This window comes from Arthrobacter sp. 10N410 (assembly GCF_056394945.1).
Genome location: NZ_JBFTIP010000002.1, coordinates 660,541 through 680,429, shown reverse-complemented (window position 1 = coordinate 680,429; position 19,889 = coordinate 660,541). Strand labels below are relative to the sequence as shown.

General features: G+C 66.8%; 23 protein-coding genes. 9 read left to right on the top strand and 14 right to left on the bottom strand.

Annotated features, from left to right (window positions below):
* The first annotated feature begins 371 nt into the window (after positions 1 to 371).
* The gene (locus AC1DB8_RS07595; protein ID WP_476892636.1) at positions 372 to 875 is read left to right on the top strand and encodes a hypothetical protein; all 504 of its coding nucleotides are present in this window, start codon (positions 372 to 374) and stop codon (positions 873 to 875) included.
* Between the two features lie 111 nt (positions 876 to 986).
* On the opposite strand, the gene AC1DB8_RS07590 is transcribed toward AC1DB8_RS07595, so the two are convergent.
* Both AC1DB8_RS07590 and AC1DB8_RS07585 read right to left on the bottom strand, forming a co-directional pair.
* Positions 987 to 2,708: an ABC1 kinase family protein gene (locus AC1DB8_RS07590; protein WP_476892635.1), complete on the bottom strand. Its 1,722-nt coding sequence runs from the start codon at positions 2,706 to 2,708 to the stop codon at positions 987 to 989.
* A 5-nt stretch (positions 2,709 to 2,713) separates the two neighbouring features.
* Positions 2,714 to 3,256 carry a PadR family transcriptional regulator gene (locus AC1DB8_RS07585; RefSeq protein WP_476892634.1) on the bottom strand — a complete coding sequence of 181 codons (543 nt, stop codon included), beginning with the start codon at positions 3,254 to 3,256 and terminating at the stop codon, positions 2,714 to 2,716.
* A gap of 120 nt (positions 3,257 to 3,376) precedes the next feature.
* Here AC1DB8_RS07585 and AC1DB8_RS07580 point away from each other — a divergent pair, with 120 nt between their 5' ends.
* The 3 genes from AC1DB8_RS07580 (at position 3,377) to AC1DB8_RS07570 (ending at position 5,640) form a co-directional block, all read left to right on the top strand.
* Positions 3,377 to 4,297 (top strand): LysR family transcriptional regulator, encoded by a 921-nt coding sequence (locus AC1DB8_RS07580; RefSeq protein WP_476892633.1) that lies wholly within the window; start codon positions 3,377 to 3,379, stop codon positions 4,295 to 4,297.
* Positions 4,298 to 4,452: 155 nt separating this feature from the next.
* Entirely contained in the window at positions 4,453 to 4,704 is a 252-nt protein-coding gene (locus AC1DB8_RS07575) for a hypothetical protein (RefSeq protein ID WP_476892632.1), read from the top strand.
* A 33-nt stretch (positions 4,705 to 4,737) separates the two neighbouring features.
* A complete protein-coding gene (locus tag AC1DB8_RS07570) occupies positions 4,738 to 5,640 on the top strand; it encodes an NAD(P)-dependent oxidoreductase (protein ID WP_476892631.1) in 903 nt (300 codons plus the stop codon).
* A 29-nt stretch (positions 5,641 to 5,669) separates the two neighbouring features.
* Here AC1DB8_RS07570 and AC1DB8_RS07565 read toward each other — a convergent pair whose 3' ends face one another.
* Entirely contained in the window at positions 5,670 to 6,455 is a 786-nt protein-coding gene (locus tag AC1DB8_RS07565; protein WP_476892630.1) for an isocitrate lyase/PEP mutase family protein, read from the bottom strand.
* A gap of 215 nt (positions 6,456 to 6,670) precedes the next feature.
* Between AC1DB8_RS07565 and AC1DB8_RS07560 the strand changes: the two genes are divergently transcribed.
* Entirely contained in the window at positions 6,671 to 7,474 is an 804-nt protein-coding gene (locus AC1DB8_RS07560; protein WP_476892629.1) for a chitosanase, read from the top strand.
* A gap of 7 nt (positions 7,475 to 7,481) precedes the next feature.
* Here the strand turns inward: AC1DB8_RS07560 and AC1DB8_RS07555 are convergent, their stop codons facing one another.
* Positions 7,482 to 7,883 carry a nuclear transport factor 2 family protein gene (locus AC1DB8_RS07555; RefSeq protein ID WP_476892628.1) on the bottom strand — a complete coding sequence of 134 codons (402 nt, stop codon included), beginning with the start codon at positions 7,881 to 7,883 and terminating at the stop codon, positions 7,482 to 7,484.
* A gap of 167 nt (positions 7,884 to 8,050) precedes the next feature.
* Between AC1DB8_RS07555 and AC1DB8_RS07550 the strand changes: the two genes are divergently transcribed.
* Positions 8,051 to 8,257, top strand: a complete 207-nt coding sequence (locus AC1DB8_RS07550) for a hypothetical protein (protein ID WP_441418597.1) — start codon at positions 8,051 to 8,053, stop codon at positions 8,255 to 8,257.
* A gap of 32 nt (positions 8,258 to 8,289) precedes the next feature.
* Here AC1DB8_RS07550 and AC1DB8_RS07545 read toward each other — a convergent pair whose 3' ends face one another.
* From AC1DB8_RS07545 to arsB, 8 genes are all read right to left on the bottom strand, one after another.
* Positions 8,290 to 9,399, bottom strand: a complete 1,110-nt coding sequence (locus AC1DB8_RS07545) for a cytochrome P450 (RefSeq protein WP_476892627.1) — start codon at positions 9,397 to 9,399, stop codon at positions 8,290 to 8,292.
* A 197-nt stretch (positions 9,400 to 9,596) separates the two neighbouring features.
* Positions 9,597 to 10,022 (bottom strand): alternative ribosome rescue aminoacyl-tRNA hydrolase ArfB, encoded by a 426-nt coding sequence (gene arfB, locus AC1DB8_RS07540; RefSeq protein WP_476892626.1) that lies wholly within the window; start codon positions 10,020 to 10,022, stop codon positions 9,597 to 9,599.
* A gap of 77 nt (positions 10,023 to 10,099) precedes the next feature.
* Complete coding sequence (locus AC1DB8_RS07535; RefSeq protein WP_476892625.1) at positions 10,100 to 10,240, bottom strand: hypothetical protein; 141 nt, start codon at positions 10,238 to 10,240, stop codon at positions 10,100 to 10,102.
* 44 nt (positions 10,241 to 10,284) lie between these two features.
* Positions 10,285 to 10,641: a hypothetical protein gene (locus AC1DB8_RS07530; protein ID WP_476892624.1), complete on the bottom strand. Its 357-nt coding sequence runs from the start codon at positions 10,639 to 10,641 to the stop codon at positions 10,285 to 10,287.
* Between the two features lie 129 nt (positions 10,642 to 10,770).
* Entirely contained in the window at positions 10,771 to 11,988 is a 1,218-nt protein-coding gene (locus tag AC1DB8_RS07525) for an MFS transporter (RefSeq protein ID WP_441418601.1), read from the bottom strand.
* Between the two features lie 21 nt (positions 11,989 to 12,009).
* Positions 12,010 to 13,392: an FAD-dependent oxidoreductase gene (locus AC1DB8_RS07520; protein ID WP_441418602.1), complete on the bottom strand. Its 1,383-nt coding sequence runs from the start codon at positions 13,390 to 13,392 to the stop codon at positions 12,010 to 12,012.
* A gap of 27 nt (positions 13,393 to 13,419) precedes the next feature.
* Complete coding sequence (locus AC1DB8_RS07515; RefSeq protein WP_441418603.1) at positions 13,420 to 13,842, bottom strand: arsenate reductase ArsC; 423 nt, start codon at positions 13,840 to 13,842, stop codon at positions 13,420 to 13,422.
* Positions 13,843 to 13,866: 24 nt separating this feature from the next.
* Positions 13,867 to 14,958, bottom strand: a complete 1,092-nt coding sequence (gene arsB, locus AC1DB8_RS07510) for an ACR3 family arsenite efflux transporter (protein WP_476892684.1) — start codon at positions 14,956 to 14,958, stop codon at positions 13,867 to 13,869.
* A gap of 167 nt (positions 14,959 to 15,125) precedes the next feature.
* Between arsB and AC1DB8_RS07505 the strand changes: the two genes are divergently transcribed.
* The 3 genes from AC1DB8_RS07505 (at position 15,126) to AC1DB8_RS07495 (ending at position 16,307) form a co-directional block, all read left to right on the top strand.
* The gene (locus tag AC1DB8_RS07505) at positions 15,126 to 15,476 is read left to right on the top strand and encodes an ArsR/SmtB family transcription factor (RefSeq protein WP_441418604.1); all 351 of its coding nucleotides are present in this window, start codon (positions 15,126 to 15,128) and stop codon (positions 15,474 to 15,476) included.
* 35 nt (positions 15,477 to 15,511) lie between these two features.
* Complete coding sequence (locus AC1DB8_RS07500; RefSeq protein ID WP_441418747.1) at positions 15,512 to 15,997, top strand: GNAT family N-acetyltransferase; 486 nt, start codon at positions 15,512 to 15,514, stop codon at positions 15,995 to 15,997.
* Positions 15,998 to 16,073: 76 nt separating this feature from the next.
* Positions 16,074 to 16,307 (top strand): hypothetical protein, encoded by a 234-nt coding sequence (locus tag AC1DB8_RS07495; protein WP_441418605.1) that lies wholly within the window; start codon positions 16,074 to 16,076, stop codon positions 16,305 to 16,307.
* A gap of 34 nt (positions 16,308 to 16,341) precedes the next feature.
* Here the strand turns inward: AC1DB8_RS07495 and arsA are convergent, their stop codons facing one another.
* Entirely contained in the window at positions 16,342 to 18,105 is a 1,764-nt protein-coding gene (gene arsA / locus AC1DB8_RS07490; RefSeq protein ID WP_476892623.1) for an arsenical pump-driving ATPase, read from the bottom strand.
* 203 nt (positions 18,106 to 18,308) lie between these two features.
* Positions 18,309 to 19,871, bottom strand: a complete 1,563-nt coding sequence (locus AC1DB8_RS07485; RefSeq protein WP_441418607.1) for a long-chain-fatty-acid--CoA ligase — start codon at positions 19,869 to 19,871, stop codon at positions 18,309 to 18,311.
* Positions 19,872 to 19,889: the final 18 nt, after the last annotated feature.

Sequence of the window (19,889 nt, the reverse complement as noted above, 5' to 3'; positions counted from 1 at the left end):
CCCCAACGGCAAAGCTTTCGGCCGGAGGAGGCAGCAGCGGCGCCATTGCCGAGCCAAAATTAGTGCACATGGGTCGCGCCTCCTCGGTCCGGTCTTAGTGCCATCAATTGCGGAAGAACCCCGTAGTTGTTTGTTTTAGTTTATGCCCGCGGGACCGAGTGCCGGTGGGCGGCGCGGCCCGGCCGTCTGTTGTCACAGCTACGTGATCCTTGCGTGGGCACCCTACCGGCTGGACTGAAATTCCGATAAAGTAGTGCTGTTGCCCCGGACCCCGGTAGCGCCATCATTCGGCATGCTAATTCGGAGGAGTCCCCCTCATGTCAGGCAACCCCAACTATAGGCCTGGATCAGTACATCCATTCCACCGTTCCTTGACCATCACAGAAGGTCTGTACCCCGGGGGCCCGGAAGACGACGATCAACAGCTCGCCCTAGGGATCGACGTAGAAGAAGTCTGGGAGCCGCCGGCCCCGACTCCTCAGAAGCTGTCGGCCGTTGAGCGTGCCAGTTCTTTGTGGGAGGAGCGGGAAGCGGGCCTTAACGCGCTGACGTCGTCCGCGAGTGGAGGCCCCTGGGCCAGTGATCCACTGACTTCGCGGGAACAACTGCTGGCTGAGATCGAAGACCTCACCCGGGTGCTCAAGGAGAAAGTAGCCCGATACTCCGCGCTTCGGGCGAACCAACCCCACGCCGAAGTCGGGGAAAGGGCTAACGAGACGGCCGTGATGTGGATTCAGGATGCCCTGGAGGATATTGCCGCGACTGCCTTGGGCATTGAAGTCGCCTCCCGTGAGCTGTTCCTCCGTTCGGCTTCGGCAGGGGAGCGGAGTTCGATTAGCGATCTGGGCGGCCAGGAACAAGCCGCCGCGGAGTGACCTCCAAGGGCAACGGCTGACGGTGCCGAGTGCGGGAACCGGGCCCGCCTGGCCCGGCTGATGCGGACGGGTGTGCCCGAGAAAGGGCGATCATTGCCCGTGGCACTGTACTTAGAGGCCGCGGCGCCCCGTCCACAACCCGTGGAGCAGCGGAACTGCCGACGCAATCATCAAAACGTTGCCGAGCACCGCGTCGTCCGCCCGGACCACGGCACCTGCAATGAGCAGGGCACCGAAGATCAGCGCCGATGCAGCTCGCTGCGCCGTGCGGTCCAGCCGGGCCAGCTGCCGTTCGAGGCGCGGATTGGCCACTGATAGCGAACCGTCCTCGATTAGGCTGATGAGCCCGTCGAGGCGTTTCGGCAGACGCAGGGCGACCCCGGCGGCGTCGAGCGCCTGCTGGGCCACATCCTGGACGATGTTGCCCCGCTCGTCGCGGAGCAGCTGCGCCGCATAGGGCTCGACCGCGTCCCAGAGATTGAACCGGGCGTCCAGCGAGCTGCACACGCCCGAGGTCAGTGACATCGCCCGGATGATGAGCAGGAAATTCTCCGGCAACTGGAACGGCAGCGAGCGAACCAGATCGCGGAATTCCACCGCAAAATCAAGGAACACCCGCTGGTCAACCTCGCGAAGCTCGGCGAAGCCCATCCCGCCAAACCGGGCGAAGAGGTGCGTCATCGCCCGTTCGAGCTCGGCCTTGTCGGCCGAAGGCACCAGCACACCCACGTCGCTGATCGCGCCCACCAGGCCCTTGCCGTCACGCGAGGCGGCCGCGATCAGAAGCTTCCGCAGGCCGCTCCGAGTGCTGGGCGGAACCTCGCCCATCATGCCGAAGTCGATGAACGTCAGCTTCCACGGGCGCCCTGCAGAGGGAGCAGCTGAATCGGCAACCGGGGTGACAAAGATGTTGCCGGGGTGCGGATCGGCATGGAAGAACCCGCGGGTGAACAGCTGGTCGAACATGACCGAGGCAAAAATCGGGGCAACCTGCGCCGGATCGATGCCCGCCGCCAAAAGTGCGTCCGCGTCAGTGATCTTGATCGCCGCGACATCTTCCAGCACGAGCACGCGGCGGGTGCTCCACTCCCACGCAACATCGGGCACCCCTACGCGGTCGTCGTCGGCGAAATCAGCCGCAAAGCGCTCTGCATTCGCTGCCTCGTGCAGGTAGTCGATTTCCTCGAGACTAATCTGCGCAAACTCCTCGACCAGGGCCGGCATGTCCGCACGATCGGACACGAGTCGCACGCGGCTGAGCCAGCCGCCCACTTTGCGCAGTGCCGCCAGGTCGACGTCGACAATCGCATCGATACCCGGGCGCTGCACCTTCAACACGACGGTTTTGAGACCGGCGTCGGCGCCATGGGAGGGAAGGAGTTGTGCACGGTGCGCCTGCCCGAGGGACGCCGCGGCAATCGGCGTCTCCTCGACTGAGGCGAAAACCTGGTCCAGCGGCGCGCCCAGCTCCGCCTCGGCCAGTAAACGGATTGCGGAGAACGGCACGGGAGGCACCTCATCCTGAAGTCCTTCGAGTTCCCGGGTGATCTCGGGCGGAAGCACGTCGAGCCTGGATGAGAGGAACTGACCGACCTTGATCATCAGGCCGCCCAGCTCCACCGCGAGCACGTGGAAGTGCTGCGCGAAACGCTGCATCCTCCTCGCCCTGGTGCGCTCGGCAATTCTGCCCAGCCCGAGGCGGGGGAGAAACAACTCAAACCACCAGGTCACCGCGAGCTGCCACGCCGCGAAGCGCAGGATGCGACGGTAACGGGCGCGGGTGTCCCCGAAGCCGGGTGCCGGATCTGCCCGCGTCCGACGAACCGACGTCACCCGCGTCAGTCCTGGGCGAGGATCGAATACAGCCGGCGACGTGCCTCGTCGAGCACCGAAACGGCCTGCTTCACTTGCTCCGGGGAACCGGTGCGACCGACCTGGGCTGCGGCCTGCGCCAGCTCGACGCCGGCCTTGGGCAGTGCCGCGAATCCGGGGCCGGCGGCCGGCCCCGACGACTCCCAGGGCTCCGACGGATCCGCACCCGCTACGACCTCCCGGCCTGCCTCGGTCAGCGAGTAGATCTTGCGGCCGTTGGACTCCTCGGCGCGGATGAGCCCCTCGTCGGACAGCAGCTGCAGCGTGGGGTAGACGGAGCCGGCACTCGGCTTCCAGCTGCCGCTGCTGCGCTCCTCGATTTCGCGGATGATCTGATAGCCGTGCATCGGCCGTTCGGCGAGCAGGGCCAGCACCGCGGACCGGACCTCGCCGCGTCCCGCGCGGGTGCCCGAGCGCTTCTCAAACCTTGAACGCAGTTCCTCAACCGCCTGCCACATGCCGTCGATGTTTGGCGTGCCAAATCCGCCGGCCGGGTATGAATTACGCATGCTGGTCTCCTTAGTGGATCGCGAACGATACTCAACGATACATTCCGATATACGCGAAAACCAGAGGTTCCAGAAGCCGGGGTGGTGAATTCGGTGTCTTCGTGCGGTAGACCGGAGGCTATGATCTTCAGCCAACTTGAATACATGGTCGCCTTGGCCCGGGAGCGGCATTTCGCACGGGCGGCCGAGAGTTGCTCGGTTTCCCAACCGGCCTTGTCGGAGGGGATTAGGAAACTTGAAGTTGAGTTGGACGTTCCGCTGATCCGTCGGGGCAATAGGTTCGAGGGGCTGACGGCCGAGGGTGAACAGATCGTGGTGTGGGCGCGACGCATTCTGGCGGACCGTAAGGCTCTGACCGAACAGATCAGTGCCATGCGGTCCGGCGTGACCGGGCAGCTGCGGATTGGCGCGATTCCGACCGCGTCACCAGCCGTGTCCGTGCTGACCGCCGCCTTCTGCGCGGCGCATCCTTTGGCCAATGTGCATGTCGCGTCCGATCTCAGGTCCGAGGACGTCCTGCGGCTGCTGGCAGATTTTGAGATCGACGCCGGGATCGCCTACGTAGGCGGCCCGGTACCGGATGGCTTCCGGGTGACCAGGTTGTACTTCGAAAAGCACGTGCTGCTCACAGCGGACGAGCGGGGAGCCTTCGGGGGCAGCACGGTCGGCTGGTCCGACGCGGCAGGACTGCCCCTGTGCCTGTTGGACCGGTCGATGCAGGGACGCCGGCAGGTGGATGATGCTCTCCGGGACGTGGGCCTGACTGCCGCGCCGCGGCTTGAAACGGACTCGGTCGCTTTGCTGCTGGCCCAGATGAAGGCCGGGCAGTGGTCAACGATTGTCCCGGCGGCGTGGTTGCACGTGTTTGAACTCCCGCGTGGCGTGCGCGCCCTCCGTTTGGTGGGGCCGGAGCGGCAGGCGGAAGTAGGCCTTGTCACCCTCTCCCGCGAGCCGGAAACCGTCCTTGCCCGGGCGCTGACCGCGGTGGCCCGTGCGGCCGATCTCACATTCCTGGAGAATCAGCCTGCTGACCAGCTGTAATAAACATCCCCTATTAGACGATGCACTATCCCTCTTTGAAACCTATCGCGAGGCGGCGAAGAGTGGGTGTTAGCCGCGGAGCTCCGGTCAAGCCCGGAGGCGGCAGTCATCGAGCGTGGCTTCTTTGGACGCCCGCCTAACTAAAGGAGATTTTCTTGAGTACTTTAACTGTTCCCCAGCCCCTGCGTGATCAGGCCAGGAAGGCCGCTTACACCGACACCAACACGCTTCAGCGCCCTGAGTCGGCGAACAAGCCGTTGCCCGGCAGTTACACCGACGTCGATGTCCTGACCAAAGGGAAGACCGCGCCCGCGGGACGCCCGGGCAGCTACGCCGACGTCCACACCGTGATCGGTAGGATGTCTGCTTGGGGCGGCCAGGGGCGTTACACCGACGCGGATCGCTAAGGCCGCTTGTACAACGATCGAGAGGACCACAGGATGGACACGAAACGCACGGTGGCGGTGCTGGGCACCGGCATCATGGGGGCAGCGATGGCCCGCAACCTGCTGCGGGCCGGGCACGAGGTCCACGTGTGGAACCGCGACCAGGCCAAGACCGCCCCGCTCGCCGACGCCGGAGCCCAGGTCGCCGTGTCCCCGGCGCAGGCTGTTGCCGGCGCGGACGTTGTGGTGACCATGCTCTTTGACGCTGCAGCCGTGACCGACGTGATCCGACAGGCAGCCGCGGGAGTCCGGCGGGGCACCGCCTGGGTGCAGTCCACGACTGTCGGTGTGCACGACGTCGCAGCCCTTGCGGACCTGGCCAACGAGGCCGGTCTCGACTTGGTCGAAGCGCCCGTTTCCGGCACCCGCGAGCCTGCCGAGGCCGGCCAGCTCCTGGTGATCGCGGCGGGACCGGAAGCTGTGCGCGAGCGCGTGGCACCCGTACTGGACGCCATCGGGGCGCGCACGGTCTGGACTGGTCAGGACCCGGCCGCGGGCTCGGCAACGCGGCTGAAGCTCGTCGTGAACAGCTGGGTCATCGCCGCCTCGAATGCCGCCGGTGAGATCCTTGCCCTGGCCGAGGCGCTCGGGGTGGACCCGCAGCAATTCTTCAACTTGATCGACGGCGGCGGCCTCGATCTGCCCTTCCTGCGCACCAAGGCCGGACTCATTCGCGATGATCGGCTGGAACCGGCGTCTTTTGCGGTCGATACGTCGCTGAAAGACGCCCGCCTCATCATCGACGCCGCCCGCGAACAGGGTCTTCGGCTCGACGGTGTCGAGGCGTCCGCCGCGCGCCTCGAACGGGTCGCGTCCCAGGGCCGCTCCAAGCAGGACATGGCTGCTGCTTACTACGCCGGTACCGGACAGAAGCCCGGATCGCGCGCCGAGCGATAACCACGGCGGCAATCAGCTGCCCCTCGCCCTCAATCCGTGAGGCGTTGGCTAAATGACACCAGGCGCGATTGCATCTCCCAATACGGGGTAGCGGGTGGGAGCTTCTTGCCATCGCGCAGGGCGCTGGCCACGTTGACCGCCGCGTCGACCGCTGCGCGGTAGGGCAGGGAGCCGGAACTCACCCGCCGGACCCCCAGCTCACCCAGCTCGGCAACAGTCAGCGAGGGATGTGCCAGCACGTTGACCGGCAGCGCAATGCCGGCGGTGACGGCCCGGATGTCCTCCGGGACCGCCAGCCCGGGCACGAAGATCCCGTCCGCCCCGGCGTCGGCGTAAAGACCGGCACGGAGCAGCACGGCATCCACTGTGGCTTCTTCGCCGAACCAGATGTTGTCTACCCGGGCGTTGATGAACACGGCCGGGCTGCGTTGTTTGACGGCGGCAACCTTCTCGGCAAAGGCTGCTGGATCGACAAGGTGTCCGGCCGTGCTGTCCTCCAAGTTGACCCCGGCCACGCCATGGGCCGCCAGTTGAGCCACGAATTCGGCAACCTCGGCGGGGTCGTCGGAGTAACCGTCCTCGATGTCCGCCGTGATGTGGACCGGCAGGCGGCACAGTTGGGCAGCCAGGGCGGAGGTTGCCGCCTTGCTGGACCCGCCTCCGTCCGGGAGGCCGGCACTTGCCGCAATGCCAAAGCTGGTGGTGCCGATGGCCGGGAATCCCGCTGTCGCAAAGGCCAACGCGGATCCGACGTCCCACGCATTGGGCAGCAAGAGCGGCGCCGCGCCGTGGTGAAGTTCCCGAAAAGTAGCCATGTTCACTCCCGTACCCTGCCAACCGAATAGGTGGATCCCGGTTCAGTCTACAAACGCGGCGGACCGCCGCAAGGCGTGGACGATACCCAAAACACGTGCCGCCCGAATGGAACAGCAAAGGCGGGTCTTGGCCACGTTGCACAGGGCCGGACAGGCCCTGTTACGCCGGCTGGCCGGCTGCTAGGCTCGGCGCCAAGACAACTTCGGGAGGTCTGATGTTTGAGCGACTTTGGGGACGAAAAGACCAGCAGGGAAATACCGAGACCCATTCCCGGGCCGATATCGCCAACCCGGTGTACAAGGAGATAGCGCTCCAGCTCACCTCCACCGCCGAGAACTCCACTCCTGACTGGACCACTTCCTTCGGATACATCGAGGACATCGACGACGGACGTGGCTACACCGGTGGGCTGGTGGGCTGGTGCAGTGGCACCGGCGATATGCTCGAGCTGGTCCGTGCCTACGAAAATGCCGCCCCGGGGAATCCGCTGGCGCGCTACCTGCCGCAGTTGGAGCAGATCATGGAAGCGCCCTACAAGGAACGCCCTGCCTTGAGTCATCGACTACTTGATCCTGGCTTCACGGCCGACTGGAAGAGGGCCGCGAGTGACCCGGCCTTCCAGTTGGCCCAGCAGGCGGAACGGGACCGGGTGTACTGGCAGCCGGCCTTTGAAGAGGCCGTCCGGGACGGCGTCGGGCCGCTGGGGCTTGCGATCTACTACGACGTCTCGGTCAACCATGGTCCCGGGGACGACGACGAGTCTTTCGGCGGCATCCTGGCCGCAGCCCGTAAGGCCGAACGCCCTCCGGCCCAGGGCGGGGACGAGTCCATGTACCTCGCAGCCGTGGTCAAGGACCGGGTAAAGATCCTGAAAGCCTGGGGCGATTATCAGAAGCACGGGCGCCAGGACATTCACAACGGGCTTTTGGAGGCCGGCAACCTCGATCTCAGGCCACCGATCCGCTGGTCCGTCTACGACGACCCGTACGAGCTGGGATCGTATCCCCAGGTTAGATAGGGCGGGGTTAGTCCCCGCTCACGTTGTCGCCGTGCCGATGCGCGACTTTCCACTCGCCATCTTCGCGTCGGTACACCTGGGTGGCCCGCAGGGTGTAGGTCCGCGGCTCACCGTCGACGGAGGCAGAGGTGTGTTCCAAACCGGCGGTGTAGGCCATGTCGCCCACCACGTCATACGCCTGAAGTTCGAAGGCGTAGGACGTGCAGTCGGAAAAGCTCTCCGCGAGCCCCGCGAACAGCTCATCCAGTTGATGCTGCCCGAACGCGTTGCGCCATGCCCCTAGGACGCTCACAGGCTCGTTGCGGGACCAGAGCGCCCGGCGGGGAGCAGAGTCGCCATTGTGGAGCGCCAGTTCCGCTTGGTACAGCGCGGTCTTGACCCAGGCAAGGAAGTCGTCACGCTCACTCATGCCCCCAGTATGCTCCGGCCCAGCAGGGGTCGGCGCAGATGTCGAGTGCGTGGATGGGGTGTACTCATGAGCGACAAGCGGAGCCGGGTCGCGTCTATACTTGTCCCTATCCGCCGCCGCCCCTACCAGGGAACGGGTCCGGATTTCGACGTAGAAGTGGAGTGGGCATGGCAGCAGAAGATCTTCACTTGACCCCGGAAGAACCATTTCCGGAGCACTTGGACAAGGTGTCCGACCAGGAACTGCAGATACTGGACAGCCAAATCCAGCGTCAACTGGACCACGAGGTGGTGGCTGAGGGCGAGCCGAACCCGGAGACAGAGTTCCGGGGTTTCGAGATGGACGAGGAGTTCGAAAGCCGGGATAAAGGCTAGGCCTTGCACCCCGGAACTGCACGCCCCTGCGTTCAGGCTGACTGCCAGCTGGCCGGCAGCGCCTTCAGCCCATAGACGATGCTGCTGTCCATCCGTTCCAGGCTCGCTCCCGGGGCCAGCGTCAGCCCGGGCAGCCGGGACAGGATGCCCTCCAGCGCGATCCTTGCCTCCAACCTGGCCAGCGGGGCGCCGAGACAAAAGTGAACGCCGTGGCCGAACGCCAGATGCCGGAGCTGGCCCCGGTCGACGTCGAATTCGGCCGCCCGCTGGAATTGCCGCTCGTCGCGGTTCGCGGAACCGATCCAGGCCACGAGCGGGGCGCCGGCCGGAATCTGAACTTCGCCGAGGGTGGTGTCGGCGACAGCAATCCGGTACATGGACTGCACCGGCGACCGAAAGCGGAGTACCTCTTCTATGGCCTGGGGGAGCAGCGCCGGTTCCTGCAGCAGCCGATCGATGGTGCCGGGCGCTTCAGTGAAGCAGAGCACGGCGTTGCCGATCAGGTTGGTGGTTGTTTCATTGCCGGCGACCAGCAGCAGACTGCAGAAACCCAGCAGTTCGACCACGCTAAGTTTCTGCCCGTCGATCTCGGCGGAGAGCAGGTTGCTGATCAAATCATTGCCGGGCCGGCTGCGACGCTGTTCGATCAGGTCCAGGAAGTACGCCGTCATCTCAAGATTGGTGGCCCGGTGGTCCTCATTCATCGCGCCGGTCCGCGTTTGGCTGACAATAACGTCGGACCACTGCTTGAACCGGTCACGGTCTTCGGCGGGCACGCCCATCAGTTCCGAGATCACGATCACCGGCAGCGGAACCGCCAGTGCCTGGATCAGGTCCGCCGTCCCGAGTGAAGCGATCCCGTCGAGGAGTTCGGTGGTGAGCTGCGTAATGCGGGGTGCAAGCGCGTCCACGGCTTTCGGCGTGAACGCCTGCGTCACCAGGGAGCGCAACTGCCGGTGCCGGGGAGGGTCGGTGGTGATGAGGCTGGACTCGAACAGGTGTCCTGCCTCGGAAGGATCGTCGCCACGCATCCGCGAGGAAAACGTGGCGTGTTCGGAGAGCACCCGCTGCACGTCGTCGTACCGGAAGACATGCCAGCTGCCCGACTGCTCGTCGTGACAGACGGGCGCTGCTTCCCGCATGCGTTGGTAATAAGGGAAGGGATCCAGAGGATGCTCATTGGCCGGGGCGAAGTCCATGGCTGGCCTCTCTGCTCAGCCCGGCGGGCTTTCGGCCGGGCCGAACCGCCGGGGTCCCGGGTCGATTGACCGGGGACCCTGATTTTAGCCAATGCCCGCCTGCGGCGACAGGGGGCGCCGGCTGCGGACGGCCTGCCGCGCTACTCCGCCGAAGGCCGCCTTCGCTGGCGTTTTGTCGCTGCCCGTTGTTCCTTTGCGGCGAGGCGGCGGCGGTTCGAGCCCCGCGTGGGTTTGGTCGGTCGGCGGGGAGCAGCTTCCGGGGCAAGGCCGGCAGCCACGAGCTCGGACAGCTTCGCCAGCGCGATCTCGCGATTGCGCAACTGGGACCGTTGCTCCGATGCGGTCACGGTCACCACCCCGCCGATGAGGCGCCGTCGTCCGAGCCGTTCGAGCAGCAGCACGCGTTGGTCGTCCGTGAGCGCTGCCGAGGCGGCGATGTTCCAGGAGAGTTCAACGCGGCTGTCCGAAGTGTTGACGTGCTGGCCTCCCGGCCCGGAGGAACGCGAGAACCGCCAGCGGAGTTCGGACGAGGGAATCGTGAGCGCGGGCGACACCTCGAGGTCCATGCAACCAGCGTCGCACACGATGCGGGGGATCGTGGCCTCACGCCTCGGGCCGGGACGGGTTGGGTCGGCCCACGCCGTCAGCGCTTCCCTGCTCTGTCCGGCGGGCGGAGGCTCAGTTGCCTGGCGTGGAAATCGAAGTGAAGGGTGGGGTAGGCGTAGATGTCGTTGAGGGTCATGACCGGCTTGAAGAACGGGTCCCACCGGTCCGGAAACGGCATGGTCCTGGCGAGCGAGGCAGGGTTCTCACGTTCCAGTTGCCGTATCAGCGCGGTGACAGTTTTTCAAGTTTCCTGGCCATCCGGCGCCTGTTGTAGACGAGGGCGGCGGCGCGCGAACCCCAGTAGTTCACCACATCGAAGGGTCCCGTGGCGGCGTTCAGTGCTGTGGCGAAGGCAGTGCCTGCCGGCCTGGGGAGCCGGCTGACCACCCGGACGAGGGGAAGCAGGGCACGGACGACCATGTAGCCGAACACCATTTGGAACAGGAGTTCCTCGTTGGTCCACCGGGTGCCGGCGCTCTTCCGGCGAAGTTCCGCGGGCGTGGCGTTCCCCAGCCAGGCGGCGAGGTCGTGGATGGCGTGGCGGTACCCGGTTGTGATCCCGTCTTTCGTCGGATCCATGGTCTGCGCTCCCTTGCCTCAGTTCCCCGGCCCTCCGAGGGGCCCGCGGTCCCGGATCGCGGTACGGAGGGATTCCGGGCCCATGGCCTCAGTATGGCGCCTGAAGGCGGGACCGGACCCCGACGCTTCTCAGCTGATTGCGTGCGGCCGGACTTTGCGCTGGCTCACGACGGCGGCGAGGACGGCTGCCGTGCCGGCCGCACCGGACATGGCGTACGTCATGCCCGTGTACGTGCCCAGTCCGGCCGCCAGTATGGGTCCCGCCGCCGGAGCGATGGCGGTAACTGCTGTCAGCGGGGCCGAGAAGATCCCCTGCAGCGTGCCCAGGCTCCGGGTGCCCCAGCGGTCACCCACGATCGTGGCCTGCAGCAGGGTCTGGCACCCGCGGACCGCGCCGGCGACCATCCCGGCCGCGATCAGTACCGGCACCGGGCCGGGCAGCGCCGCCAGGAGGAGGATGGCACCCGCCGCCGTGCCGGTGATGCCGGGCAGCCGGGCGCCGGCCGGGATGGCGGCGAACAACAGCCGGCCAGCCACCTGCCCGCCGCCCACCAGGCCAAGCCCCAGAGCGGCCGTGGCGTAGTCGGCGCCCTTTTCCAGCAACAGCGGGATGATGTTCAGGGTCACGGTGTAGAGCCCGAGGCACAGGAGGGCCATGAGGGCCTGCAGGCCGAGGAATTCCGGGCTTCGCCGGACATCCCGCGCCAGCGCACGGCGGTCCCCGGCGTTCGTGTTGGCGGCCGCCGGGGACCAGCTGTGGTTGAGGAATCGGGCATGCAGCGGAACCGTGATGATCGCCATGCTCCCGGCGAGGATGACAAAGGCGGCCCGCCAGCCGAATAGGGCGGTCAGGGCGGCGGTGGCAGGGGCGAAGATCGTGGACGCGAATCCGGCCACGAGGGTCAGGACGGTCAGGGGCCTGATGCGTGCGGGTCCGTACCAGCGGCTGATCACCGTGAATGCCGGCTGATACAGCACTGCGGCTTGCGCGGTACCGGCAAGCAGCCACGCGGCAAGAAACACCGGCAGGCTCGGCGCCGCAGCCACGAGAAGCATAGCCACTGTGCCAATCAGGGACCCGCCAACCATCAACGCGCGCGGTCCGGTTCGGTCAAGGATCCTGCCCACAAAGATGCCGGCCACCGCGGAGACCAGCAGTCCTGCGGAAAAGGCTCCCGTGACCGCGGCGGGATCCCAGCCGGTGTCCCCGCTGATGGGCCGGACCGCGGCGATTAGCGCGTAATAGAGCACGCCCCACCCGGTCGTCTGGGTGATGCACAGTGCGGCGAGGCCGCCACGCGGTGCGCCCTCCGCGACGAGGGTCGGGGTGGGAGCGTGCGTTGGCAACGGGAGGTCCCGGTCGGGTGGTCAGTTATCGCCGGAGCGGCCGTGCGCCAGGCCGGTGGGGAACCCGACGAGTACGGGCTCGGGCGCCCCGCAGCAGCCGCCGGAGGTTTCCGCCACGAAACCCGTTGCCGCGGCCGGGACGTCGCAACTGGTGCCGATGTCCGAGGAGCAGACCCCGGTCTCCGGCAGTTCGAGCTGGACGGTGTCGGCGGCTTCACGGTCCCCGGCCAGGGCGGCCGCGACGGAACGGACCTGTTCGTAGCCGGTGGCCAGCAGGAAGGTCGGCGCCCGGCCGTAGGACTTCATGCCCACGATGTAGAAATCTTGCTCCGGGTGGGCCAGCATCTTGGCGCCGTGCGGTTCCACGGTGCCGCAGGAGTGGAACTCGGGGTCGATCAGCGGGCCGAGTTCCCGCGGTGCCTCGACGCCGGGGTCCAGCTCCAGCCGGAGTTCCCGGAGCATGTCGAGGTTCGGGCGGAACCCGGTGGCCGGAACGACGACGTCGGCGACGAGGGTGCGGCCGTCGGCGGCGGTCAGGGTGACGGCGGCGTCGTCGGCGGCGAGGCCGGCGATACCAAAGCCGGTGTGCAGCTCAACGGTGCCGTCCTCCACCAGGGCGCGGAGCCGGCTGCCGAGCTGGCCGCGGGCGGCGAGACCGTCGGCGTCGCCGCCGCCGTAGACCTTGGCTGCCGAAGCGCCGCGGATCGCCCAGACGATCTTCGTCCCGGGCTCCTCGCTTGCGAGCTCGGAGAGGTTGATCAGGGTGTTGGCGGCGGAGTGTCCCGCGCCGACCACGACGGCGGTGCGGCCGGCAAAGGCCCCACGGTGGCGTGCCAGCACGTCCGGCAGGGGAGAGGAGATGTGGCCGGCAGCGGCGGCTTCGCCGACGGCAGGCAATCCCGAGGTTCCGAGCGGGTTGCGGGTGGACCAGGTGCCGGAGGCGTCAATGACAGCGGCGGCCCGGTAGTCGCGGACTTCGCCGTCGGCGTGTTCAACCCGGACCACGAAGGGGGTGGTGTCACGGTTCCGGCTGTGGGTCTTGTCCATTCCCAGACGGGTTACCGCGACGACGTGGGCGCCGGTGTGCAGGCGTGACGCGATCGCCGGGAGTGAAGCCAGCGGGGTGAGGTACCGGTCGATGAGGTCGCCGCCGGTGGGCAGCGCCGTCGGCTCAGGAGCTTCCCAGCCGGTAGCGGCGAGCAGGCGGACGGCGGCGGCGTCGGTGTTGTACTGCCACGGCGAGAACAGCCGGATGTGGCGCCACTGCTCGATGGCGGCGGCCGGGGTCGGGCCGGCCTCAAGAATGAGCGGCTCGAGGCCTCGCTCGAGCAGGTGGGCTGCCGCGGCGAGGCCGATCGGCCCGGCCCCGATGACAGCTACGGGAAGGGTTGTGGTTACAGCCATGGTGTCCTCTGTTTCTTCCGGTTGGGGCTACTTGGCGGCGGGGGTGAGGGAAGCGATGAGGCCCTCGATGCGGGACTTGATTTCGTCGCGGATGGGCCGGACGGCGTCGACGCCCTGGCCCGCCGGATCCTCGAGTTCCCAGTCCTCGTAGCGCTTGCCGGGGAAGATCGGGCAGGTGTCGCCGCAGCCCATGGTGATGACGACGTCGGACTCTTTCACGGCCTCGGTGGTGAGGACCTTGGGGATCTCGGCGGACATGTCGATGCCGAGTTCGGCCATGGCTTCGACGGCGGCGGGGTTCACCTTCTCCGCGGGCTGCGAGCCGGCGGAGCGGACCTCGATCCGGCCTTCGCCGAGGGTGGTGAGGAAGGCGGCGGCCATCTGGGAGCGGCCGGCATTGTGGACGCAAACGAAAAGGACGGAGGGCTTCTTGGCGGTGTCGGTGCTCATGGTGTTCTCCTGAAGTTTGTGGGGTTAGGCGGAAAGGGGGTGGGGGCTAAAGTAGCGCTTGCGGGCCCAGAGGGCCACGTAAACCAGTGCAACGAGGACGGGGACTTCGATCAAGGGCCCGACGACGCCGGCCAGGGCTTGTCCCGAGGTGACGCCGAAGGTACCGATCGCCACGGCGATGGCGAGTTCGAAGTTGTTGCCGGCAGCCGTGAACGCCAACGTGGTGGTCTTCGCGTAGCCGAGGTCCAGCCGCTTGCCGACCAGCATCCCGGCGCCGAACACGACCAGGAAGTACACCAGCAGCGGCAAGGCGATCCGGGCGACGTCCACGGGCCGGGACGTGATGGTCCCGCCCTGCAGGGCGAAGAGCAAGGTGATGGTGAAAAGCAGACCGTACAGCGCCCACGGGCCGAGCCGGGGGAGCAAGGTGCCTTCATACCAGTCGCGGCCCTTGGCTTTCTCGCCGATGGTGCGGGTCAGGAAGCCTGCCAGCAACGGGACCCCCAGGAACACCAGCACGGAGGCGGTGATGGACCAGAAGGAGAAGTCCGCGCTGGTGGTCGGCAGCCCAAGCAAGGACGGCAGGAGCTGAAGGTAGAACCAGCCCAGCGCACCGAAGGCGATGACCTGGAAGACGGAGTTGATGGCTACCAGCACGGCGGCGGCTTCCCGGTCGCCGCAGGCAAGGTCGTTCCAGATCATGACCATCGCGATGCAGCGGGCCAGGCCGACAATGATCAGCCCGGTGCGGTACTCGGGCAGGTCCGGGATGAAGAGCCAGGCCAGGGCGAACATGAACGCCGGGGCCAGCACCCAGTTCAGGACCAGTGAGGTAATCATCAGTCTGCGGTCGCCGATGACGCGGTGCGTCTGGTCGTAGCGGACCTTCGCGAGCACCGGGTACATCATCACCAGCAGGCCGACGGCGATCGGCAGCGATACTTCGCCGACCTTGACCGCCTCCAGCGCCGTGTTCAGGCCCGGGATGAAGCTGCCCAGAAGCAGTCCGAGGACCATGGCGGCAATGATCCACGCCGGGAGGAAACGGTCCACGGTGGAGAGTTTGCCGGCGACGGCAGCCTCATCTTCAGGGGCGGGCGACTGGTCGGTCTGGATGCTCACGGAACTCCTATGCTGCGCTGGCGCGGTTCTGCTTGTGGCCCCGCTGGCGCGGCCGTTTTGGTGCAGGGCTATCTGTGCAGCGCTACGATAAATTGATGCTTGTCGATATGAAGTATCGCCAACTATATCGATGAATGTCAATCAATGTGCATAATAGAGGCATGAACTCTCTGCAAACCCTTGAACCGGCCCTTGACGAGGCCTGCTGTGCACCGTCCGGCCAGCCGGTCCTCAGTGCAGAGGATGCCCAGCGAAAGGCCGTCGTCTTCAAGGCCCTGTCGGACCCCAACAGGCTCCGGCTGCTCTCCATCGTCAAGGGCACCGGCGACGGGGAAGCGTGCGTCTGCGATCTCACCGAGCCGCTTGACCTGGGCCAGCCCACCGTGTCGCACCACCTTAAGATTCTGGTCGACGCCGGCCTGCTGCACCGTGAGAAGCGCGGCACCTGGGCTTATTACTCGCTGGTTCCCGGGGCCCTTGAGCAGACGGCCGGCCTGCTGGCTTCCCTGTGAGCGCGGCCGCCGCGCCGGACGTCACTGTCCGGCCGATGCGGGAATCGGACTGGCCCGACGTCCGGCGGATCTACAGCGAAGGAATCGCGACCGGGCAGGCGACGTTCGAGGCCGAGGCGCCGGACTGGTCCCGTTTTGACGGTTCGCGGCTTGCGTCCCACCGCCTGGTGGCGGAGGCGCCCGATGCCGGGATCCTCGGCTGGGCGGCCGTCTCCGCCGTATCCGGCCGCCCGGTTTACTCCGGCGTGGTGGAACATTCCATTTACGTATCCGAGGCGGCACGCGGCAGGCGGATTGGATCCGTCCTCCTCCGGTTCTTGATCGCTTCGACGGAACGGGACGGCATTTGGACCCTCCAGGCGAGCGTCTTCCCTGAAAACGAGCAGAGCCTGAACCTGCACCTTGCCCACGGATTCAGGGTGGTCGGCCGGCGGGAAAAGATTGCCCGGATGGCTTATGGTCCCGCCGCGGGTCAGTGGCAGGACACCGTCCTGATTGAACGGCGCACCCGGGTCTTTTAGTTCTTGTGCTGCCGACGCGCCGACGGGGAAGGTAGTCCCTGGGACCTGCCAACAGGACCAAAGGCAAGGAGGACACATGAAGACCGAGACCCCCAGCACTGAGGACCGCTTGCGCGCGATGCTGGACAACGTCAGGATCGCGACCGCCAACACGCGCCGGGCCATGGATGCACCGGGAGATGAGGACTGGGTACAGGACGGCGAGTCCGATGCCGAGTACCTGCGGTCGATCCAGCGGGACACGATCGCCAGGCTGGATGCCACGGCCCGGGACCTCGAGGCGCTGCTGGACCGCGGCCCGGAGGGCTAGCCGGGCTGCGGCGAAGGCCGGGCCCGGATCCAGCTCAGGCGGGCAGGGAGCTGAGGGCGGTCAGGGCCGATAGTTTGTCTTCGCCGATGGGCTCGTCGGGCAGCAACGGAATGAGGGCTACCCGGCCCGTCAGGGTCCGCACCTTGGAAATCTGTTCGACTTCGCTCGCGGCGCGGGCCTGCAGGAACGGCGTTTCCGGGTGCGCGGCGGCGATCGAGTTGTTGACCACCCAGGCCCAGGGATGAATCCCTGCCCTTTCCAGGTCAGCCTGCAGTTCCTCTGCTTCGAGCACCGGCGTCGGTTCGGCCAGGGTGACGAGAACAACCTTGGTCTGTGCCGGGTCCTGTAACCGCATGAGCGGCGTTACGAACCCCATGGTGTCGCCGACCTGGCGGGCAATTTCGCGGTGGTAGGAGCCCGTGGCGTCCAGGAGCAGCAGGGTGTGGCCGGTGGGCGCGGTGTCGATGACAACAAAGTGCCGGCGGGACTCCTGCACCACCCGGGAGAACTGGCGGAACACGGCCACCTCGTCGGTGCACGGGGACAGCAGGTCCTCGGCCAGCGCCGCACGTCCTTCCTCGTCCAGGGTCCGGCCTTTGGTCGCCATGACGTGGCTGCGGTACTCCTGGATGGCCGCCTCCGGATCGATGCGCGAGACCGTCAGGCCCTTCACGGAACCGTGGAGTGTTTCGGTCAGATGGGCTGCGGGGTCAGTCGTGGTGAGGTGGACCGCATGGCCCCTTTTGGCCAGCGCGACGGCGATGGCGGCAGCGACGGTGGTCTTCCCGACTCCGCCCTTGCCCATGCACAGCACGAGGCCGTGGCCGTCGGATTCCAACTCGTTCACGAGGGCGGCCAGCGGGGCGTCGTGGACTTCCGTCACCCGGGCCGCATCCGCCGTGATTCCGGCGTCGGAAGTGGCTACGAACAGGGACTCAAGTGCCGGAATGCCGACCATGTTGCCCGGCTTCAGCTCCAGGACATCGCGGGGCAGCCCGGCGACGGCGTCCGGTATGGCGGCCAGGGCTGCGGACTCGCGGGCCCTCAGGGCCCGCGCCAGTTCCTCCTCGCCTGCGGCTTCCGGCAGGAGGCCGTTGACGACGACGTAACCGCCCCCGATTCCGATCTGGTTGAGTTCGAGATATGTCCGCTCGATCTCGCTCAGGGACGAAGTCTGCGCACGCGTGACCAGGACAAGCCGGGTCCTCGTCGGATCGGTGAGGGCCCGGACTGCCGTGGCGTACACCTGTTTGTGCTTCTCGAGCCCTGACAGCGGGCCCAGGCAGGACGGGTCGCCCTTGCCGGCCGCCAGGAAATCGGTCCACGAGCCGGGCAGTTGCAGCAGGCGGAGCGTGTGGCCCGTCGGGGCGGTATCGAAGATGATGTGGTCATAATCCCCGTAGTAGCTGTCGTCGGCGAGTAGGTTGGTGAACTCGTCGAAGGAGGCGATCTCCGTGGTGCACGAACCTGAGAGGCTCTCGGTGATGCCGGCCAGTTCCGACTCGGGCAGGAGCCCCCGGACGGGCGCGAGGATCCGTTCCCGGTAGGCCGCGACGGCCTGCTCCGGGTCAATTTCCAAGGCAGAGAGACCCGGCGCGCCCGGGATGGGGGTGACCATGTTCCCGATGCTCAGGCCGAAGACCTGCCCGACGTTGGAGGCCGGGTCGGTGCTGACCAACAAGACCCTCTGGCCGGTCCTCGCGAGGCTTAGCGCTGTTGCGCACGCTATGGACGTTTTCCCTACGCCACCCTTGCCGGTGAAGAAGACGAACCGCGGAGCATTCTCGAGAAATTTCACGCCGGAACCTCACAGCAGCTTGTCGAGCCGCCGCAGCGTCCGGCCGGCTCAAGGCTTCGGGCAGCAGACATGAAGTTCTCCTTGGCTGGCTCACACCGGCACGGTCCCCGGCGGGGGCGCGCCGACTTGAGTAAGACACTTACCGTCAGTATATCGATAAGCGTCAATGCCACCCGGCCTGCCCGCCGTCGCCGCAACCGGCCTCAGGCCCCGGGGGACTCGGCGGCCAGGCTTCGCTTGAGGATCTTCCCGCTGGGGCCGAGCGGGAGTTCCGTGAGCAGCCTGATGACGCGCGGATACTTGTATGCAGCCAGTTGGGCGCTTGCGAAGTCGATCAGCTCGGTCTCGGTGGTGGCGGCCCCCGCATCGAGCACGATCGCGGCCGCAATTTCCTGGCCGTGGACATCGTGCGGGATTCCATAGACGGCGGCGCTGACAACCTGGGGGTGGGAGAGGAGAATTTCCTCGACCTCACGGGGGTAGACGTTGTAGCCGTTCCGGATGATCATGTCCTTCTTGCGGTCCACGATGGTGAGGTAGCCATCCTCGTCCTTGGTGCCAAGATCCCCGGTCCGGAACCAGCCGTCCACGACGGCCTCGGCGGTGGCCTCGGGTCGGTTCAAGTACCCCTTCATCAGCAGGTGGCCGCGGACGACGAGCTCGCCGAGTTCGCCGGTCGGCAGCAGTTCGATGCTTTCGACAGTTTCGGCGCGCGCGATTTCAATGTCGACGCCCCAGATCGGGATCCCGATGGTGCCGGGCCTCGGTGCCGTGCCTACGTGGTTGAACGCGGCGACGGGGGACGTTTCGGTCAGGCCGTACCCTTCATGGATCTCCACCCCAAAGACGTCGCGGAACTTGTCCATCACCGCAAGCGGCAACGACGCCCCGCCGGAGACGCCGTAACGGAGAGCGGCCGGGCGGGCCGCCGTCGTCTTGGCCGCTTCCAGAAGCGCCACGTACATCGTCGGTACCCCGACAAAGATATTGACCTTGTGCCGGTCCAGCAGCGCCAGGGCGCCCTCGCCGCTGAAGCGGGGCATCATCACGATCGTGGCACCCGCGCGGAGACCGGCGTTGAGGACAACCGTCTGGCCGAAGGTGTGGAAGAGCGGCAGGCCGCCGAAGAGAACGTCGCCCTGCTTGAAGTCCATGACGCTGGTCAGGATCACGGACGTCTGTTCCACCAGGGCGAAGTGCGTGCCCAGGGCGCCCTTCGGTTTGCCGGTGGTGCCGGAGGTATAGAGGATGGTGGCGGTGTCCGAGGGACGGCACGGGACGTAGCTGCGGATGGGCTCGGCCGCGGCGGCCTCGGCCTCGAGCCGCGGCAGTCCGTCGTCGTCGGGCGCCATGACCGTCAGGACATCGACGCCGGTGCTGGCGGCGCCGGCGGCACCTTCCTTGAGCAGCGCGGCGGCGCAGATCAACATTCTGGCGCCGCTGTCCTGGAGGACGTATTCGATTTCGCGTGCCTTGAGCAGGGCGTGCACCGGAACCACAATGGCTCCCAGCGACAGGACGGCGTAGTAGACGCGGGCGAAATCCGGGACGTTGGGGATCAGGACGGCGACGGCGTCTCCCGGGCCGACGCCGCGCGCCCGGAGCGCCCCGGCGTAGGCGCGCGTCTCACGCCACAGATCTCCGTAGCTGGTTTCGTCGTCACCGACGATGAGGGCGACGCTGTCCGGCGTCCGCTTGGCGGATTCCGCCAGGATCGCCGCAACGGAAATGGTGGCGAAGCCGTCGCCGGTGGTGGTGTTGGTCATGGCCTGCTTCTTCGTAGG

Coding starts and splice junctions, on each gene's coding strand:
- AC1DB8_RS07585 (WP_476892634.1), bottom strand. CDS start 3,256: ATGCGTAATTCATACCCGGCCGGCGGATTTGGCACGCCAAACATCGAC.
- AC1DB8_RS07580 (WP_476892633.1), top strand. CDS start 3,377: ATGATCTTCAGCCAACTTGAATACATGGTCGCCTTGGCCCGGGAGCGG.
- AC1DB8_RS07570 (WP_476892631.1), top strand. CDS start 4,738: ATGGACACGAAACGCACGGTGGCGGTGCTGGGCACCGGCATCATGGGG.
- AC1DB8_RS07565 (WP_476892630.1), bottom strand. CDS start 6,455: ATGGCTACTTTTCGGGAACTTCACCACGGCGCGGCGCCGCTCTTGCTG.
- AC1DB8_RS07560 (WP_476892629.1), top strand. CDS start 6,671: ATGTTTGAGCGACTTTGGGGACGAAAAGACCAGCAGGGAAATACCGAG.
- AC1DB8_RS07555 (WP_476892628.1), bottom strand. CDS start 7,883: ATGAGTGAGCGTGACGACTTCCTTGCCTGGGTCAAGACCGCGCTGTAC.
- AC1DB8_RS07550 (WP_441418597.1), top strand. CDS start 8,051: ATGGCAGCAGAAGATCTTCACTTGACCCCGGAAGAACCATTTCCGGAG.
- AC1DB8_RS07545 (WP_476892627.1), bottom strand. CDS start 9,399: ATGCGGGAAGCAGCGCCCGTCTGTCACGACGAGCAGTCGGGCAGCTGG.
- arfB (WP_476892626.1), bottom strand. CDS start 10,022: ATGGACCTCGAGGTGTCGCCCGCGCTCACGATTCCCTCGTCCGAACTC.
- AC1DB8_RS07535 (WP_476892625.1), bottom strand. CDS start 10,240: ATGCCGTTTCCGGACCGGTGGGACCCGTTCTTCAAGCCGGTCATGACC.
- AC1DB8_RS07530 (WP_476892624.1), bottom strand. CDS start 10,641: ATGGATCCGACGAAAGACGGGATCACAACCGGGTACCGCCACGCCATC.
- AC1DB8_RS07520 (WP_441418602.1), bottom strand. CDS start 13,392: ATGGCTGTAACCACAACCCTTCCCGTAGCTGTCATCGGGGCCGGGCCG.
- AC1DB8_RS07515 (WP_441418603.1), bottom strand. CDS start 13,842: ATGAGCACCGACACCGCCAAGAAGCCCTCCGTCCTTTTCGTTTGCGTC.
- AC1DB8_RS07505 (WP_441418604.1), top strand. CDS start 15,126: ATGAACTCTCTGCAAACCCTTGAACCGGCCCTTGACGAGGCCTGCTGT.
- AC1DB8_RS07500 (WP_441418747.1), top strand. CDS start 15,512: ATGCGGGAATCGGACTGGCCCGACGTCCGGCGGATCTACAGCGAAGGA.
- AC1DB8_RS07495 (WP_441418605.1), top strand. CDS start 16,074: ATGAAGACCGAGACCCCCAGCACTGAGGACCGCTTGCGCGCGATGCTG.
- AC1DB8_RS07485 (WP_441418607.1), bottom strand. CDS start 19,871: ATGACCAACACCACCACCGGCGACGGCTTCGCCACCATTTCCGTTGCG.